This is a genomic window from Leifsonia sp. RCC_180 (assembly GCF_058138205.1).
Window position 1 is genome coordinate 802887 of sequence record NZ_CP200340.1, and the last position, 15498, is coordinate 818384.

Genomic DNA, 15498 nt, shown 5'->3' on the forward strand with positions numbered 1-15498 from the left:
GTGTCAGGATGGCTGGCGCTGAGACCGATTGCCCATAGGCTCCGAACATGTCCGAGTTGCTGACGCTCTTCCCCGACAGCTCTGCTGTGCGCGCCATGCGATTCCCGACGACCAAACAGGCTCTGAAAGCGTTCGGCATACGGCACCTCCCGGTCGCCTATGTGGTGGCGGTCCAAGCGGGCAAGGTGAGGTTGATCGGCCAGCGTCGCCAGGAACTCGTCTGGGAGATTCCGGTGTCGAGCGTTGAAGCCATATCCGTTCGTGAAACGCGATCGTCTCCGCCGTATCCGCGGGTCGAGCTTGCCATCGTGTTGAGCGTGCGTAGTGGCTACGGCACCAGGGATATTCCAATCGTGCCGGTCTCCGACGACGGTAAGAGGTCCTTGACCTGGAAGGACACCGAGGTGCAAGCGCTTGCGCGGCGGCTGTTGGATTCGATTGACGGTGAACCGGGTGTCTCTCACCCCCAGCGATTATCGCGACCATGCAACCTCTAGAGAGATGGAGTCATTGTGAGCGGAGTTCTGGACGGGACCGTCGCACTCGTGACCGGCGCGAGCAGCGGAATCGGCGCTGAGACAGCGCGCCGCCTCGCCCGTGAAGGTGCCGCGGTCGCGCTCGTCGCGCGTCGCCGGGAACGATTGGATGCTGTCGCGGCCGACATCGTGGAGGCCGGCGGCCGTGCGGTCGTCGTCGAGGGTGACGTCTCCGACCGCTCATCCGCCGAGGCCGCAGTGGAGCAGGCCGTCGAATCGCTCGGCCGGCTCGACATCCTCGTCAACAACGCGGGCGTGATGCTGCTGGGGCCCGCACAGCAGGCGAGTCTGGACGACTGGGAGAGGATGCTCTCCATCAACGTCAACGGCGTGCTCGCCGTCACCCACGCCGCGCTGCCGCACCTGGTGCGGGCGGCGGAGGATTCCGCCAGAGGAGTGGCGGACGTGGTGACGATCAGCTCGACCGCGGGCCGGGTGGCGCGGCCAGGGAGCAGCGTCTACAACCTGACGAAGTTCGGGGTCAACGCGTTCTCGGAGGCCCTGCGACAGGAACTCGTGCCGCAACGCGTGCGTGTCGGCGTGATCGAGCCGGGGACGGTGGACACTGAGCTGGTCACTCACAACTCGGCGGCCGTCCGCGAGGCGACGGAGCGTCAACTCGCGACGATCGAAGCTCTACAGCCGGCGGACATCGCGGATGCCGTGGCATACATGGTGACCCGGCCGCGCCGGGTGGCCGTGAACGAGCTGCTGGTGCGGGCGGCGGAGCAGACCTGGTAGCCGGCACACCAAGGAGCGCGCATGACCCTCGAATTCGAGCACCGGGCGTCCGAGTCCGCGTGGGTTGAGCGGGTCTGGCGGAGCCGCAGTACCGACACGACGACGATGACGTCGGTCGCCCGTGTCCACTGGGATCTCGTGTTCTGGGAGGACGCCGACGGGTCGCACGCCGGCATTCAGGGGCCCGAGTCACAGGCGTCGGAGGCTCCGGTGCCGCCCCAGGCGGAGTTCCTGGGGGTGCGCCTCACCCTGGGCGCCTTCGTGGGCTGGGCGAACGCGACGCAGGTCACGGAACCGCCGGCTGGGTTTGTGAGCGAACTGAAGACGCGACCAGGCGAAGACATCGGCATCCACGGCAGCCTGAGCCTCGCCCGTGCACTGCTTGAGGCCGACCTGGTGGACGAACTCCGGCTCCTCGTCGCTCCAACGCTGGCCGGACACGGCAAGCGCCTTTTCTCCGACGATGCACCGCTGCGCGCCTTCGAGTTGGCGGAGTGCGAGCGATCGGGAGGATGCCTCCTGCTGACCTACCGCCGGGTGAGGGAGCGCTAACGGACCTGCCGCACGATGCGATTGCCTCGCTGAGGCCGGGGGGAGTAGACACTGACCATGCCGCTCAGTGATTTTCCCGTGCGCACCTCCATCGCCGTGTCCGACATCGGAATGGCCGTCGAGTTCTACGAGGGAAAGCTCGGTTTGCCGTTGGTGCAGTCCGGACCGAGCGCGAACATCACCGACGGGAGCCGCGTCTATCGATCCGGCGGCGAGGTGGCCCTCAACGTGTTCCAGTCGGCCACTGCGGGAAAGTCAGAGGCGACGATGGCGACCTGGTACGTCGACGACCTCGACGCGATCGTCGACGAACTCACCGCGGCCGGCGTCCGATTCGCCCGTTACGAGGGGCTCGACCACGACTCGCGCGGCATCACCGAAAGAGCCGGCGGCGGGCGGATCGCCTGGTTCCAAGACCCGGACGGCAACACCTTCGCAATCGAATCCGACCGATGATCCGAGACGTCACGCACGGAACCGCGCGGTGTCGAGACCGCTCGCGACCAGCTCCACATAGTCCACCATCGCGGACAGGTCCGGCGCGTTCGCGGGGTTGACCTCCGTCAGGACGACGCCGGCGAACCGGTCGCTGCGGCAGAAGGCCCTCAGGCTGGTCACGACCTCCTCGGTGGTGAGACCCCACGGTTCGGAGTCCGGGTTCGGCATGTTCGCCAGGGGCAGGTGCACGTGGCCGAGCACATCCACATCGAAGTGCACGACGAAGCGCGCGCCCGCGCGCTCCGCGGCTCGCAGCGCTGTGCGAGCCGCGTCTTCTGCGTCCTCATGGATGCGCGTCGCCGGCACCCGGACGAGCCCCAGCTGTTCGGCGACCGTCCGCTCGAGATCCTCACCGTCCTCCGGCAGCGCGTCGCCGTACAGCACTACCTCGTCTGGACGCAGCAGCGGGTGCGCGCCTTGCAGCGTGGTGAGCAGCGGATCGCTGCCCGGGAGGCCCAGGAGGTGGGCGAGCCCCATGGCGTCGACATTGCCGTACGCGATGCCGCCCGGCGTGTAGAGGTCCGGACCGCCATCCATGTAGAGCAGTGCGGTCGGGCGGTCGGCGCTGCGGAAGCCGGCCACCACTCCGAGCGTCACGGTGCAGTCGCCGCCGATCACCAACGGTGTGAGGCCCGCTGAGAGAACTTCGGCGACGGCACCCGCGGTCTCCGATGCGACCCGATGCACCTCGCCGATGTTCTGCCGATCCAGGTTGTCCGGATCGGGTCGCCGCCGTGACGCGCGAACATCGCCGAAGTCACAGACGGCCTGGCCACGCGCTTCGAGGCGAGGTATCAGGCCTGCAGCCCTGATCGCGGCGGGCGCGAGGTCCATTCCGGGCGTGTGACCTCCGGCACTCGATGGCACCCCGACGACACCCCATCCACCTGCACCGCTCACGCCGTCATCGTACGAGCCGCCTACGCCCTGGTCACCCGCCAACAGTTCCCCGGATTCTCTGCCCGACACGCCGGTACACAGCGGAGAAACTAAGGAACTGTTGGCCGCGTCGAGCTCCAGGAACGATCGTCCCTCCCCATCGATGCGTTGGCGCTCGGAACTCCGACCCTCGTCGTCGAGTAGCGAGTGCGCGCCTCCGAACTATGCGCGTGGCAGTCGGTCTGCGCCGGGGAACATATCGCCGATCTCGAACGCATTGAAGACATCGCGATCGACGACTATCTCCCTGTAATCCGTGGTCGTTTGGATGCCGAGTACGTACGAGTCGGGGGAGACGCTGACAAAACCGCCACCGGCGCCCCGATAAGGCAGCCTCAGTTCACCGTGTTCACGCACATGCCGCTTCTCGTGAATCGTTCCGACCACGCCTTCAGTCGAAATGACCCGGCGCCTGGAGCGCTCCATGAGCCAGATGGACGAGCCGCCGACTGCCGCGACGGCCAGCACGAGGACAATCGGAATGAGTGCGACCACAAAAGATGATGATGGCACGTCGGCCGGCACGGCAAACAAGCATCGCTCAACTGGATAGCGGGGACATCGATTCTCTGGCTGTGGGCGCGTGTAAGACGCAAGCGACAGTCACGCGTTGGAGAGCTCGGTGGGCTCGACGACTGCGTCCACCAGGGCGCCGTTGCGCCAGACGGTCAGCTCGAGGCGGCGGCCGATCGTGCTCGCGATCATCAGGCGCTGCACGTCTGCCACAGAATGGATCGGGGTCCGGTCGAGCGAGATCAGCACGTCGCCGGGCCGGACACCGGCGAGGTCCGCCGGGCTGCTGGGCACGACCGTCATCACCTGGATCCCGGTGCGGGCGCCTGCCCTGCGCGCGACTGCCTCCTGGAGCGCGATCTCCGCGCCCGCGATGCCAAGCCAGCCGCGGCGTACGCGACCCTTTCGCATGAGGGTGACCATGATCTGCCTGCTCGTCGCATTGACGGGTACGGCGAGACCCAGGCCTGTTCCCGCAACGGCGGTGTTCACGCCGATCATGCGGGCCGAACTGTCGGCCAGCGCTCCGCCGCTGTTGCCGGGATTGAGCGCGGCATCGGTTTGGATGACCTCGTCGACCACCCTCCCCGCACGGGTCGGCAGCGAGCGGCCGAGCGCCGACACGATCCCTGCCGTGACGCTTCCCGCCAGGCCGAACGGATTGCCGACCGCGACGACGAGCTGGCCGACCCGGAGAGCGGCGGCATCACCCAACTCCACTGGAGGCGGTGTGGGCGCGTCGGCCTTCAGGATGGCGAGGTCGGAGAGCGGATCTTTGCCGACGACCTGTGCTCGGACCCGGGTCCCGTCCCCGAACGCCAGGTCGACGCTCATCGCGCCTTCCACGACGTGCGCGCTGGTTAGGAGGTGTCCCTCGGACGAGACGACCGTCGCACTGCCGAGGCCCACGCCTCGTGTGGTGCGTGCGGTGACGGCGGCGACCGCCGGGCTCACCGCGGCGGCGACGCGCACGACGACAGTGGAGTATGCGTCCAGGGCATCGGCATCGGCATCGGCATCGGCATTCGACATGACACGAGTGTGCGCGCCCCAAGCCAACGCTGGGGGAGCGTTCGCCAGCGGCTTACCGATCGCGTGCCTGCGGTGAGAGCCCACGGGGAATCGGGGAAGAGCGGCTAGAGCCCATCGGCGACGGCCGCGGCCGCGTGGAGCCACGCGCGACGGGTTCGCGGCGCGAGCGACTCGAACGACAGCCGGCCGCCGTGCATCTCGGGGTCGAAGGGGATGGTCACCGCGCGCCGCGCGAGCGGCTCGAAGCCCGTGGCGACCCGTCGCACGTCGGCGGCCGGACCGGTACGCTCCGACTGCGAAACGATCACGACGGCCTCGCGCGCAAGCCGGGCGGAGTGCGAATCGCGCTGCAGGAGAGCCTCCAGGAGCAGCGCCCCCGCCTCGGCGTGCTCGCCGAGCGCGGTGGTCGCGATGACGAGCTGGTCGGTGTGGTCGATCATCCGCAGCCAGCGCTCGGCCGACTCGTCGTTTCCGCTGTCGATGATGACGAGGCGGTAGAACTTGGTGGCGACGGCGTGGAGGCGGTCGAAGTCGGCGCTGGAGATGCGCTGTTCGGTGGCCAGCATCGTGGGGTTGGACCGCAGCACGTCGTACTTGTCGGCGTTCTGGTGGTGCACGAAGTGGCCGATGTCGGCGGTGCGGGCACCGGCAGACATGAGCATGTCCGTGGCAGGGAGCAGGGATTGCACGGTGGAGTCATGCTCGTCCTTCTCCGTGCGCCACCCGAGCGTGCCGCGGGTCTCGTTGTTGTCCCAGGCGAGCACGCCCGACCCGCCGTTCCTGGCGAAGACCGCGGACAGGAGGGCGGTGGTCGGCGTCTTGTTGGCGCCGCCCTTGCCGTTGACGATGGCGATGGTGCGCGGGCCGGCCCAGTGGCGGCTGACCGCGTCCAGCTCGATCCGCTCCCGCAGTTCCGCCGCCGAGGGGGAGAGGGGCACTCCCGCGCGGGCGAGGGCACCGCGGACTCCCTGCCTCGCCCGGTCGGGGCGGGGTCGTTCCACGTGGAGGAACGATTCCCGTGTCGGCGCCTCTCGTGCCGCAGTGTCTCTCGCGGGCGCCTCTTCTGAGGACGAGCCGCCCGAGGACGAGCCGCCCGAGAGCGAGCCGCGCGAGGAGACGGGCACGTGCTCGCCGCTCTGGGCGGCGGAGAGCGCCGCCTCGTCGCCGATGCTCCCGTCGGGCTGCACAGCGAGCAGCCAGTCGCCCTCCTCGTCGGAGACCGTCAGCTGCACCGGTCGTCCTGCCGCGGACGCGAGCTCGCCCACACGGCCGAGCACGGCCTCGCGCAGGCGCTCCGTGCTCTCCTCCGCGAAGGTCTCGCGGACGCCGTCTCCGATGAGTTCGCCGGTCGCATCCGAGTCGAATCGCGCGGTCAGCTGCGGGGTCGAGGACAGGTCGAGGGTCAAAGTGTTCCTTCCGCGGTCCATGCAGCGAGGGTGCGTAGACCGAGGTCGCACGGTAGACCTATTCCGTCGAGTCCTCCAGGTGCGTTCAGGCTCTTGCCAGGCGGGAAGGGTGTTGCCTGTCTCGTCAGGACTGCGCGGCGTCCTTGACCTCTGTCTCCGACTTCTCAACCGCGTGCTGGAGCTCGTCGTAGTCGCCAGAATCGATCGCCTTCGAGATCCTCTTGTCTGCCTTCACGAGCGCCGCCTCCACCTTGTCGGCCCACTTGTCATCGACGATCGCGACGACGGCAGAGGACCCCGGTGGCAGGTACTCGTCCACGTCGACGCCCAGCGCCTTCTCGTCGTGGCGCTTGCGGAGAGCGCCGACGACGGCACCGATACCGGCACCGATCGCGGTTGCCGCCAGAAGCGGCGGTGCGAAGAGCCCGACGACGACACCGGCACCGGCGCCCATGCCGGCTCCTTTAGTGACTTTGCCGGTCTCGTGCTCGGTGACGCGCACCTTGCCGTCCTTGTCGCGGTTCATGACGACGGCTCCGACGATGTCGTAGTCGCCGGCGCTCTCTCCTGATTTGAGGGTCTTGTAGTCCTCGTCGGCCGCGTCGGATTCGCCGTAGGCGCCGACCACCAGGAACAGATTCCGCTCAGCCATGTTCTTCCCCTTCGTGTGAACGATGGATGCCGGTGGACGGGATACTCGTCGCCGACGAGGGCATGATGACAGCGGCACTGTCGGTGTGGCTAGGGACGTTCGACCCTCGACCGCGGGGACGCAGCAGCGCACGAGCCGGATGGGCGGACGGGTTGAAGAATCCTTCCCTAGGATGACGACGCGGTCAGCTCTTGGGTCCATCCTCGGGACATGTGGGTCCGCCGAACGCTGATCGCCGTCGTCGCGTATGCACTTTTCGCCCTCGCTCTGGGAGCGGTCGGCATCGTGGCACAACACGGTGGTCGCAACGCGGCGGAAGACGCGCCGCGTGCGCTGCTGTCGTCCCAGGATGTCGCCGACCAGCCAGCGCAGCTCGACCTTGCACGCTTCGAGGGGACCTTCTGGCTTCGCTACAACTCGGTGAACGAGCCGATCGCGGGAAACGGCTACCTCCGCAACCGGTTAGCGACGATCCCAGCCGGTGTGCTGGACGCGGCTCGAAGATCCGGTGAGGATGCGGTGACCTGGGAACCGGCGAACGGTCTCCGTTTCGCGATCGTGGCGCAGCCCGTTTCCGGTGGGGAAGTGCTTGTTTCCGGGCAATCTCTTGAACGAACTGAACTACGCGCGTCCCAGACGATCGTCTACCTGACGCTGGCTCTCCTGGGCGGGCTGTTCCTCATAGCAGCGGCGGTCGTCGTGGACTGGCAGGTATCGCGGCGCGAGACACTCGCGTACCCCAGACCATGATTGCGCGGGGCCTTCGGCCCTACAGGTGGGGGAGCATGATCCCCAGGCTCGGTGCACGGGCAGTAACCGGCAACCGGAAAGCCCGGCCTGCCGAACCGGATCGAGACGACCGAGGGGCAGAAGTTCTACTACGGCATCCGGTTGTATGGCCGGACTGCAGAGGGACAACCTAACTGGTGGAATTCGCGGACAGTCTCGTGGCAGGCAAGGCGATATTGACGAAATTGGGACTATCTAGGTGAGCGGCTCATACTCCGATCTGCGCCGGTCGCGGGTCAGCGACTCGCATCCAGAATGACGAGTTCGCCGGTCGTCCGGGTCATGGCCACCTAGCGGTCGACCGCCGCCTCGATCTCCGCCGCGCGCTCGAGGCGGACGCCACCCTGACGCGAGCCGCCCTCTACAAGAACCACGAGGTCGAATTCGAGTCCCTTCGCCTGGACGGCGCTGAGAGACCGGACGCGCGGCGTTCCCGTGTAGGCGTCGTCGCCGATGACGCAGGCGGTGCCGTCGGCGTGGGCCTCCAGCCAGTCGTGGACAATGCGGTCGCGATCGGTCGCACGCGCACGCCGCACCGGGATGCCGTTGTCGCGGATCGAGGTGGGGACGTTGGCGTCGGGGAGGACCGCTCGGATCACCGGCGCCGCCTGCTCCATGACGGCGACCGGTGTCCGGTAGTTGATGGACAGCGTCGCCACGGTCGCGCCGGGGACGCCCACGTCGGCGAGGCGCACCGTCCAGCTCTCCGTGAAGCCGCGGCGGGCCTGCGCGCGATCGCCCACGACGGTCAGGCTCAGCGAAGGGACGCGTCGGGTGATCATCGTCCATTCGGCCGGTGTCAGCTCTTGCGCCTCGTCCACGATGATGTGCGCGAACGGGCCGGCGAGCACTTCCACAGGTGACGGGGCCGGACCCCCATACGTGTCGAGCGCGGCACGAAGGTCTTGACCTCGCAGCATCGACATCGTCTTGAGGTCTGAGTCGTCGGTTGCGATGAGGTCATGGATGACATCGTCCATCACCGCCCGGTCGGCGGCAGCACGTGCGTGCTCCGCCCGGCGGCGGCGGTCCCGGTCGGGGTCGCCCGCACGCTGCAGGGCCGCGTCGAGCAAGGGGAGGTCGGAGAGCGTCCACGGTTCGGACGGCGCTCTCTGGAGCAGAGCGGCCTCGTCGGCGGTCAGCCACGGCGCGCAGTGGACAAGGAGAGCGGGTGAACTCCACAGCTTCCGGACAATCGCAGCGGGGTCGAGGAGCGGCCACACCGCGTCGAACACCGCAGGAAGGTCGGTGTCGTCGGTCAGAACGCGCCGGATCGCGTCGGCGTCAGTCCTCCCGGCGACCAGGCCGTAGGCGTCGAATTCATCTTCATCGTCGAACCCCCGGCGCTGAGCGTCTTCGTCCCGGTCGATGCCCGCGTCGCCCCATCCTTCGTTGCTCCACCGGTCGTGGCGCCCTGAATCGCTCTCGCCCGCCTGCGCAGTCACCACATCGACGAGGATGTCGAGGAGCGCCTCCCAGATCTGCCCCCGTGCGTCGTTGTGCGGCGCCGCAGGGTCTGCCGCGCCGAGCGCTTCTGCCCACTCCCGCGGGCCGATCCGGAGCTCGCCCCAGGGAGTGTCGAGCAGGGTCGGACGCGACGGCGGGCGCTCGGAGAGCCCGACGGCAGCCTCGACGGCTCCGGGCATCCTGCCGTCGCCCTTGAGCTGCGCGACGCGGCGGTCGGGTTCGGGCACCGCTTCTTCGCCCTGAGGGACGAGGTCTGCGAGCGTGCAGGTGCGGACGCCCTCCTCTCCGAGGCCGGGCAGGATCTCGGCGACGTAGTCGGTGTAGGCGTGCGACGGTCCGACGAACAACACGCCTCCGTGCCCGCTCTGCAGCCGCGGGTCGGAGTAGAGGAGGTACGCGGCGCGGTGCAGCGCGACCACGGTCTTACCTGTGCCGGGACCGCCGTCGACCACGAGGGCGCCGTGCCCGTCCGCGCGGATGATCGCATCCTGGTCCGCTTGGATGGTGCCGAGGACATCCCGCATCCGGGGCGTCCGGCTGGCGCCGAGGCTGGCGATGAAGGCGGACTGGTCGTCGAGCGCCGCGGGGGAGGAGGCGGCGTCGTCCGTGAACGTCTCATCCCAGTAGTCCGTCACGCGGCGGTCGGTCCAGCGATAGCGGCGGCGGGAGGTGGCCCCCATCGGGTGCGCGAGGGTGGCTCCGAAGAACGGTTCGGCGGCCGGGGTGCGCCAGTCGACCAGGAGCCGGTTGCCATCGGCGTCCGTCAAGCCGACGCGACCGATGTAGATCCTCTCCGTGCCGGTCAGCACCCTCCCGATGCAGAGGTCCGCACCGAAGCGGCGCAGCAACCGTGCCCGCCGGTTCAGCCGAACGATCTCCACCTCTCGCTCGTACGCCTCCTGCCCGTTCCCGCCGGGTGTCGCCAACAACGCGGCGAGGCGGACCTCGACCTCGTCGCGCTCCGCCGCGAGGCGGGCCTCGATCCGGGCGAAGTGGCGGGCATCCTCGTCGATCAGCGCGGGCAATGCCTTGGCGGGGTGCGCGTCGAGGGCGAACGGGGTCGGAAGGGCAAGGGTCATCGCGGTCCGGTCGGCAGGGGAGGGGAGCGCCACCGGGGTCAGCGGAGAACCCGGTAACGGATGTGGGTGGCGTTGGGAGTGTCGATGACCTTGACGATCTCGAGTTCGATCTCGGCCGGGAGCACGTCGAACAGACGATGCCCGCCGCCGAGCAGGACCGGTACCAGGTGGACCTGGATCTCATCCAGCACCCCTTCTTCGAGCGCTTTCTGCGCTGTGTACCCGCCCTGGACGTACACATCGCGGTCGCCGGCCGCGGCGACCGCCTGTTTCATCGCGCTTGCGACTCCGTCCAGCACGTACGTGACGTTCGGGTAGCCCCAGCGGGCCGCGGGGCCGGGAGGCCGGTGGCTGGGGACGAAAATGGGTACGCCGTTGTGCACGTCTCCACCCCAATGGTCCATCAGCTCGGCGGTGCGCCGGCCGGTGACGACAGCACCGATCTCGTCCAGTTCTCCTGCGAGTGCCTTCGCCTCGCCGGTCAGCGCTGCCGAGTCTCCGCCAGGCGCGTACCAGTCATGCAGGCGGTTGCCGTCGGCGCCGCCGAGAAAGTCGTCGGGCGTCGACACGTAACCGTCGAGCGAGACCGACATGTAGAGGACTGTTGCCATCAGCTGCTCCTTCTCGTCGCTTACCGCGACACCCGATAGGTGACGTGGATGACCGTGCTCGCGGCGCGGGCGTCCACCTGTTCCAAATTCAGTGGCGGCACACCGTCGAACAGGCGGGCGCCGGCGCCGAGGGTGAAGGGGACGATGTGCAGCCGCAGCTCGTCGACCAGTCCCGCCGCGAGGTACTGGTTGATCGTGTCCGCACCGCCCTGGATGGAGACGTCGCCGTCGCCTGCCGCCTCACGCGCCTGCGCGAGTGCCGACTCGATGCCGTCGGTGACGAAGTGGTAGGTCGTGCCTCCCTCCATGGGCTGTGGGTCGCGCGGGTGATGGGTGAGGACGAAAACCGGGCCGTGGAACGGGGGATTGTCGCCCCACCATCCCTTCCAGTCGCGATCCCACTCGCCGCGCACCGGGCCGAACATGTTCCGGCCCATGATGTGTGCGCGCGCACCGGCCATCTGCTCCACCTCTGCCCTGTTCTCGTCGCCCTGGTCGAACATCCAGGCGTGGAGCCGATCACCCCATCCGTCGCCGCCGTCCTGGCCGAACGGGCGCTCCTCGGTCTGGTCGCTCCCGGCCGCGTAGCCGTCAGCGGTGATGGTCTGATTGGCGACGACTATGCCCATGGTGCTGCTCTCTCGTTGGAGGATTTCGTTTGCGGAAGGCATTCTGCCCGGGAGAGGGGCTCTTGCGGCAAGCCCCCTGGCGTGATATATTCTGGAAATGCGAGGTGATATTCCTCGCTTTTTTGTGCCCATTCGGCCTTGCGTGCGTTCTGCCCATGTCGGATCGCGTGCGATGTGCAGTCCATCCGAGCACGCCGTGGGAGACTGCGCGAATATCGACGCCGACGGTGTGAACTCGTCCCGAGTCGTTGGCGGGCGAGGCGTGTGCACCGGCTCGCAGCCGGGGTAGGGGCAGGCAGGCCTCGTCGATGACCGAGTCCGTTTACCAGTGGTCGTCCGCATCAGCGGGAATCGATTGTCTTCAAGCTGACATAATGTGCATTATCAGCGATACGCGACAGGCCTGTCTCGGCTCCTGACACGCGGCCCGCTGGGCGCTAGTGTCAGCAGCAATCGCCGAGCACCGGCGCACTTGCGAAGGGATGAAGCAATGAGCGCGACCGATCCGATAGTGAACGAACTCTCTCTGAATGCGCGTGACATGACGCGCTCTGCCATCAATGCCGTCCGGACGGCGCTCGGCGTCAGCGGCGGCGTCGCGCTGATCCTCGGCATCGTCCTGTTGTTCTGGCCCGAGAAGACGCTCTCTGTTCTCGCTGTCTTCCTCGGGATCTACTTCCTGATCGCCGGCGTCCTGCGACTGGCCATCGGAATCTTCGCCCATGGGCTGCGCGGCGGCTCACGCGTGCTCAACATCATTCTCGGAGTTCTGCTCATCTTCGCGGGCATCCTGGCGCTCAAGAACATCTCCGCCGCAGCCGTCACGCTGGTGATCTTCGCAGTCGCCTTCATCGGAGTCGCGTGGATCATCGAAGGCGTTATGGCACTCGCCGAAGCCGGCCGTGCCGCATCGTCGGGCTGGGCAATCGCGTTCGGCATCCTGAGCATCATCGCGGGCATCGTCGTGCTGGTTCTGCCGGCGTCGTCCGCAGTTTTCCTGCTTTGGTTCGCGGCCTTCGCGCTGATCGTGCTCGGTGTGATCGGTATCGTGCGAGCGTTCACGTTCGGGCGCGACGTTCTGAAGGCGACCGACTCCCCTGCGACGGCACCCCGCGTCGCCTGATCGTATACGATCCGCTTTATGCCGTATTTGCTGAACGGGCTGGCCGGTCCCGCTCTTCACGAGCGGGACCGGCCAGGCGTTTTCAGCGGTGGTTGCTGCGGCTGGGCAGGTGCCGCGCCCACCAGTCCAGGATGACGTCGAACCTCTGCTGGCGGTGGCGGGGACGCCCGCCCCGGCTCAGCTCGTGGTCCTCACCCGGGAAGATGACGAGCTCGGTCTCCACTCCCCTGCGCTTCAGCGCGGCGTAGTAGCGCTCCGCCTGCCCGAGCGGGCAGCGCAGGTCGTTCGCCGAGTGCAGCACCAGCGTGGGCGTCCGCACCCGGTCGACCACGGCCTGCGGGCTCTGCGACCGCATGAGCTCGGGATCGGTGCCGGTGTACTCGTCGCCGAAGAAGCTACCGATGTCGCTGGTTCCGACGAACGCGTCCGGATCGAGGAATCCGCGCTCGACGATCGCTGCGGCGAACCGGTGGTCGTGCGCGATCGTCCACGCCGTCAGGTAGCCGCCGTACGACCCGCCCATGATGCCGACGCGCTCGGCGTCGAGCCCGGGCACCTGCGCGATGGCTCCGTCGAGGAAGTCGAGGACGTCGTCCAGGTCTACCGTCCCCATCTTCTGGCGGATGACCCGGCCGTGCTCCTGACCGTATCCGGCGGCTCCGCGCGGGTTCGACATGACGACCGCGTAGCCGGCCGCCGCGTAGACCTGCGCCTCGTCGAAGAGCGCATGGGTATAGGCGGCGTACGGGCCGCCGTGGATGTTGAGGAGCACCGGATGCGGTCCCTCGCCCTCCGGGACCAGCACCCAACCGTGCACCGGGTAGCCGTCGCGGCCGGTCACGGTCAGCTCCTGGGCGGTGACGACACCGCGAGCACGCAGCGGGGCGCTCAGGTCGGTCAACCGGTTCACGGCTCCGCCGGCGATCAGGCCGACGTCACCGATCGTCCGCGCATCGGCGTAGGAGACGACGATGGTGTCGCCCACCGAGTCCGCGCCGTTCACGACGGTGCGGTCGTCGGTGAGGCGGCGGCTCTCCCCCGCGGCATCCACCTCGGTGAGGACCAAGGCGCCGCGGCTGCGGTCGAGGACCAGCACAGAGTCGTCGCCATGTGGGGCGATCGCGGACTCCGTGAAGTCGACCGTCTCCGGGTCGGTCAGTCGCCTCGGTGCGGCGTCCATCCGGTCCGGCTCGATGACATAGAGCGCCGCGTTGCGTGCGACGAAGTCGCGGCCGCTCTCCCCCACATCCTGAGCCGTGAAGAACAGCGCGCCGTTGCCGGTGAAGGAGGCATCCAGGACGCTGTAGGAGCCGTGCCGACCGGTGAGGTCCTTCGCGTCTCCCCCATCGACAGAGACCAGGAAGACGTTCGAGCGGAGGTCGATGTCGCGGCTGGCGTGGCGGGCCGACACGAAGGCGATGCTCCGGCCGTCCGGTGAGAACGAGATCGCCCCGTCATCCCATGGCCCGTCGGTGAGCTGCCGCGGCTCGGCCACCGTCGGCGCGGCCCCCGTCGAACCGTCCGGCAGCGGAACGGGCGCCGGGATGGGCTCGGCCCAGACGTCGGGCACCGGCACGGTGAACACGTGCGCCTGACGGTCGATGGTGTAGCCGAGCCCGTTCGCCTGATATTTCAGTGTGTCGATGCGACGTGCGGGCTCGCCGGACGGATCGATCCCCTCGACGGTCCCGTAGCGGCCCTGCTCCGGCTCGCGGCTGACGAACGCCAGAGTGCGGCCGTCGGGCGACCAGTCGAACTCGGAGACGCCGAGGGTGCGGTCGGTGACGGCCACGGGTTCCCCTCCGGCGGCGTCGACGACGTACAACTGCGGCGGGCGCTTGGGCTCGGAGCGGAGGAAGGCGAGGAGCCGGCCGTCCGGCGAGAAGCGAGGGGCCGTGTCACGGAACCCGCGGCTGACCAGCTTCGGCGCGGCATGACCGGTGAGCGGGATGCTCCACAGCTGCCCGACGGTCGCATCGGCGTCGAGCGAGGGATGGGTCACCGAGACGACGGCGCGGCCGCCGCCCGGGTGCACCGTCGGCGTCGAGACGCTGGTCAGCAGCCCGAGATCGGCGGCCTTCACTCGTCCACCGGGGTGAAGCTGGAGACGTCGCCGACCAGGCGGGTGTGATCCGCGGGGATCGGGTCCACGGCGGCAGAGGCGACCTCTGCGGCGAACTCGCTGACGTTGTAGAGGCGGCCCGCGGCCTCCTTGCGGGCGTCGATGGCTCCGGGATTCAGGCGGTTGAGCAGCGTCGCGGTGATGGTGCCCTCGATCATGTCGCCGGAGACGACAACGAACTCGACGCCCTTGTCTTCCAGCGTCGGCAGCAGCTCGCGCAGCGCATCCTCGCCCGCACGCTTACTCAGGGCGACGGCCTCGTACTCGGGCATCGTCGGAGTGGTCTTGATGAAGTGCGCCTGGTGGCTGGTCACGAATACGACGCGGGCGCCTTCGCCGAGCAGCGGAAGTGCCGCCGTCAGGGCGTTCACCTGCGCATCCCGGTTCAGCTGCATGGCGTAGTCCTCGGCCATGCCGGACTCCATGCCGCCGGAGGCGTTGAGCACCAGGATGTCGAGGCCGCCCCAAGCGTCCGCGACTGTCCGGAACATGGCCTCTACGGACTCGGCGTCCGTCAGATCAGCGCCGACCGCGAGGGCCGTTCCACCGCCTCCGACGATGGAGTCGACGAGCTTCTGCGCCCGCGCTTCCTTGTTGCGGTAGTTGATGACGACACCCGCGCCCGCCTCGGCGAGATACTGCGCGGTGTCCGCGCCGATCCCGCGCGACGAGCCGGTGACGAGGGCGCGCTTGCCCGTCAGCGAACCAGGTGAAAGGGGGTTGGCCACGAAAAACTCCTCGGCGTCGATGTACAGCATCCTGAGACTACCAAGAGCGTCCGAAGCGGCGTCGGCCGCACCTGCTACCGT

The 15498-nt window shown here is 68.3% G+C and carries 16 protein-coding genes; 6 read left to right on the forward strand and 10 right to left on the reverse strand.

What is annotated here, in order from left to right:
- Positions 1-47 precede the first annotated feature (47 nt).
- From AB7E03_RS03995 to AB7E03_RS04010, 4 genes are read left to right on the forward strand one after another with little or no spacing between them, the layout of a single operon-like run.
- Positions 48-497, forward strand: coding sequence for a hypothetical protein (locus tag AB7E03_RS03995; protein WP_489939533.1), 450 nt, complete (start codon positions 48-50; stop codon positions 495-497).
- 15 nt (positions 498-512) lie between these two features.
- On the forward strand, positions 513-1277 hold the full coding sequence (locus AB7E03_RS04000; protein ID WP_489939535.1) for an SDR family NAD(P)-dependent oxidoreductase: 765 nt from the start codon (positions 513-515) through the stop codon (positions 1275-1277).
- 21 nt (positions 1278-1298) lie between these two features.
- Positions 1299-1829, forward strand: coding sequence for a dihydrofolate reductase family protein (locus AB7E03_RS04005; protein WP_489939537.1), 531 nt, complete (start codon positions 1299-1301; stop codon positions 1827-1829).
- 57 nt (positions 1830-1886) lie between these two features.
- Positions 1887-2285 (forward strand): VOC family protein, encoded by a 399-nt coding sequence (locus tag AB7E03_RS04010; protein ID WP_489939539.1) that lies wholly within the window; start codon positions 1887-1889, stop codon positions 2283-2285.
- Between the two features lie 9 nt (positions 2286-2294).
- On the opposite strand, the gene AB7E03_RS04015 is transcribed toward AB7E03_RS04010, so the two are convergent.
- The 5 genes from AB7E03_RS04015 to AB7E03_RS04035 all read right to left on the reverse strand — a co-directional run bounded on the left by AB7E03_RS04015 (position 2295) and on the right by AB7E03_RS04035 (position 6869).
- On the reverse strand, positions 2295-3227 hold the full coding sequence (locus tag AB7E03_RS04015) for an arginase family protein (RefSeq protein WP_489939541.1): 933 nt from the start codon (positions 3225-3227) through the stop codon (positions 2295-2297).
- A gap of 201 nt (positions 3228-3428) precedes the next feature.
- Complete coding sequence (locus tag AB7E03_RS04020) at positions 3429-3791, reverse strand: hypothetical protein (protein WP_489939543.1); 363 nt, start codon at positions 3789-3791, stop codon at positions 3429-3431.
- Positions 3792-3869: 78 nt separating this feature from the next.
- Positions 3870-4811, reverse strand: coding sequence for a S1C family serine protease (locus AB7E03_RS04025; RefSeq protein ID WP_489939545.1), 942 nt, complete (start codon positions 4809-4811; stop codon positions 3870-3872).
- Between the two features lie 104 nt (positions 4812-4915).
- Positions 4916-6238, reverse strand: a complete 1323-nt coding sequence (locus tag AB7E03_RS04030) for a MinD/ParA family ATP-binding protein (RefSeq protein WP_489939547.1) — start codon at positions 6236-6238, stop codon at positions 4916-4918.
- A gap of 103 nt (positions 6239-6341) precedes the next feature.
- Complete coding sequence (locus AB7E03_RS04035; protein ID WP_489939549.1) at positions 6342-6869, reverse strand: DUF1269 domain-containing protein; 528 nt, start codon at positions 6867-6869, stop codon at positions 6342-6344.
- A gap of 210 nt (positions 6870-7079) precedes the next feature.
- Between AB7E03_RS04035 and AB7E03_RS04040 the strand changes: the two genes are divergently transcribed.
- Positions 7080-7619 carry a hypothetical protein gene (locus AB7E03_RS04040; protein WP_489939551.1) on the forward strand — a complete coding sequence of 180 codons (540 nt, stop codon included), beginning with the start codon at positions 7080-7082 and terminating at the stop codon, positions 7617-7619.
- A gap of 329 nt (positions 7620-7948) precedes the next feature.
- Here the strand turns inward: AB7E03_RS04040 and AB7E03_RS04045 are convergent, their stop codons facing one another.
- The 3 genes from AB7E03_RS04045 to AB7E03_RS04055 are packed head-to-tail and all read right to left on the reverse strand — an operon-like array spanning position 7949 to position 11444.
- On the reverse strand, positions 7949-10204 hold the full coding sequence (locus AB7E03_RS04045) for a HelD family protein (RefSeq protein WP_489942853.1): 2256 nt from the start codon (positions 10202-10204) through the stop codon (positions 7949-7951).
- A 38-nt stretch (positions 10205-10242) separates the two neighbouring features.
- Positions 10243-10815, reverse strand: coding sequence for a dihydrofolate reductase family protein (locus AB7E03_RS04050; RefSeq protein WP_489939553.1), 573 nt, complete (start codon positions 10813-10815; stop codon positions 10243-10245).
- A 20-nt stretch (positions 10816-10835) separates the two neighbouring features.
- Positions 10836-11444, reverse strand: coding sequence for a dihydrofolate reductase family protein (locus AB7E03_RS04055; RefSeq protein ID WP_489939555.1), 609 nt, complete (start codon positions 11442-11444; stop codon positions 10836-10838).
- A gap of 541 nt (positions 11445-11985) precedes the next feature.
- On the opposite strand from AB7E03_RS04055, the gene AB7E03_RS04060 reads away from it, so the two are divergent.
- Positions 11986-12567 carry an HdeD family acid-resistance protein gene (locus AB7E03_RS04060; RefSeq protein ID WP_489939557.1) on the forward strand — a complete coding sequence of 194 codons (582 nt, stop codon included), beginning with the start codon at positions 11986-11988 and terminating at the stop codon, positions 12565-12567.
- Between the two features lie 82 nt (positions 12568-12649).
- Here the strand turns inward: AB7E03_RS04060 and AB7E03_RS04065 are convergent, their stop codons facing one another.
- Both AB7E03_RS04065 and AB7E03_RS04070 read right to left on the reverse strand, forming a co-directional pair.
- Complete coding sequence (locus tag AB7E03_RS04065; protein ID WP_489939559.1) at positions 12650-14650, reverse strand: S9 family peptidase; 2001 nt, start codon at positions 14648-14650, stop codon at positions 12650-12652.
- Complete coding sequence (locus tag AB7E03_RS04070) at positions 14647-15447, reverse strand: SDR family oxidoreductase (protein WP_489942854.1); 801 nt, start codon at positions 15445-15447, stop codon at positions 14647-14649. The genes AB7E03_RS04065 and AB7E03_RS04070 overlap by 4 nt, the downstream gene beginning before the upstream one ends.
- Positions 15448-15498 lie beyond the last annotated feature (51 nt).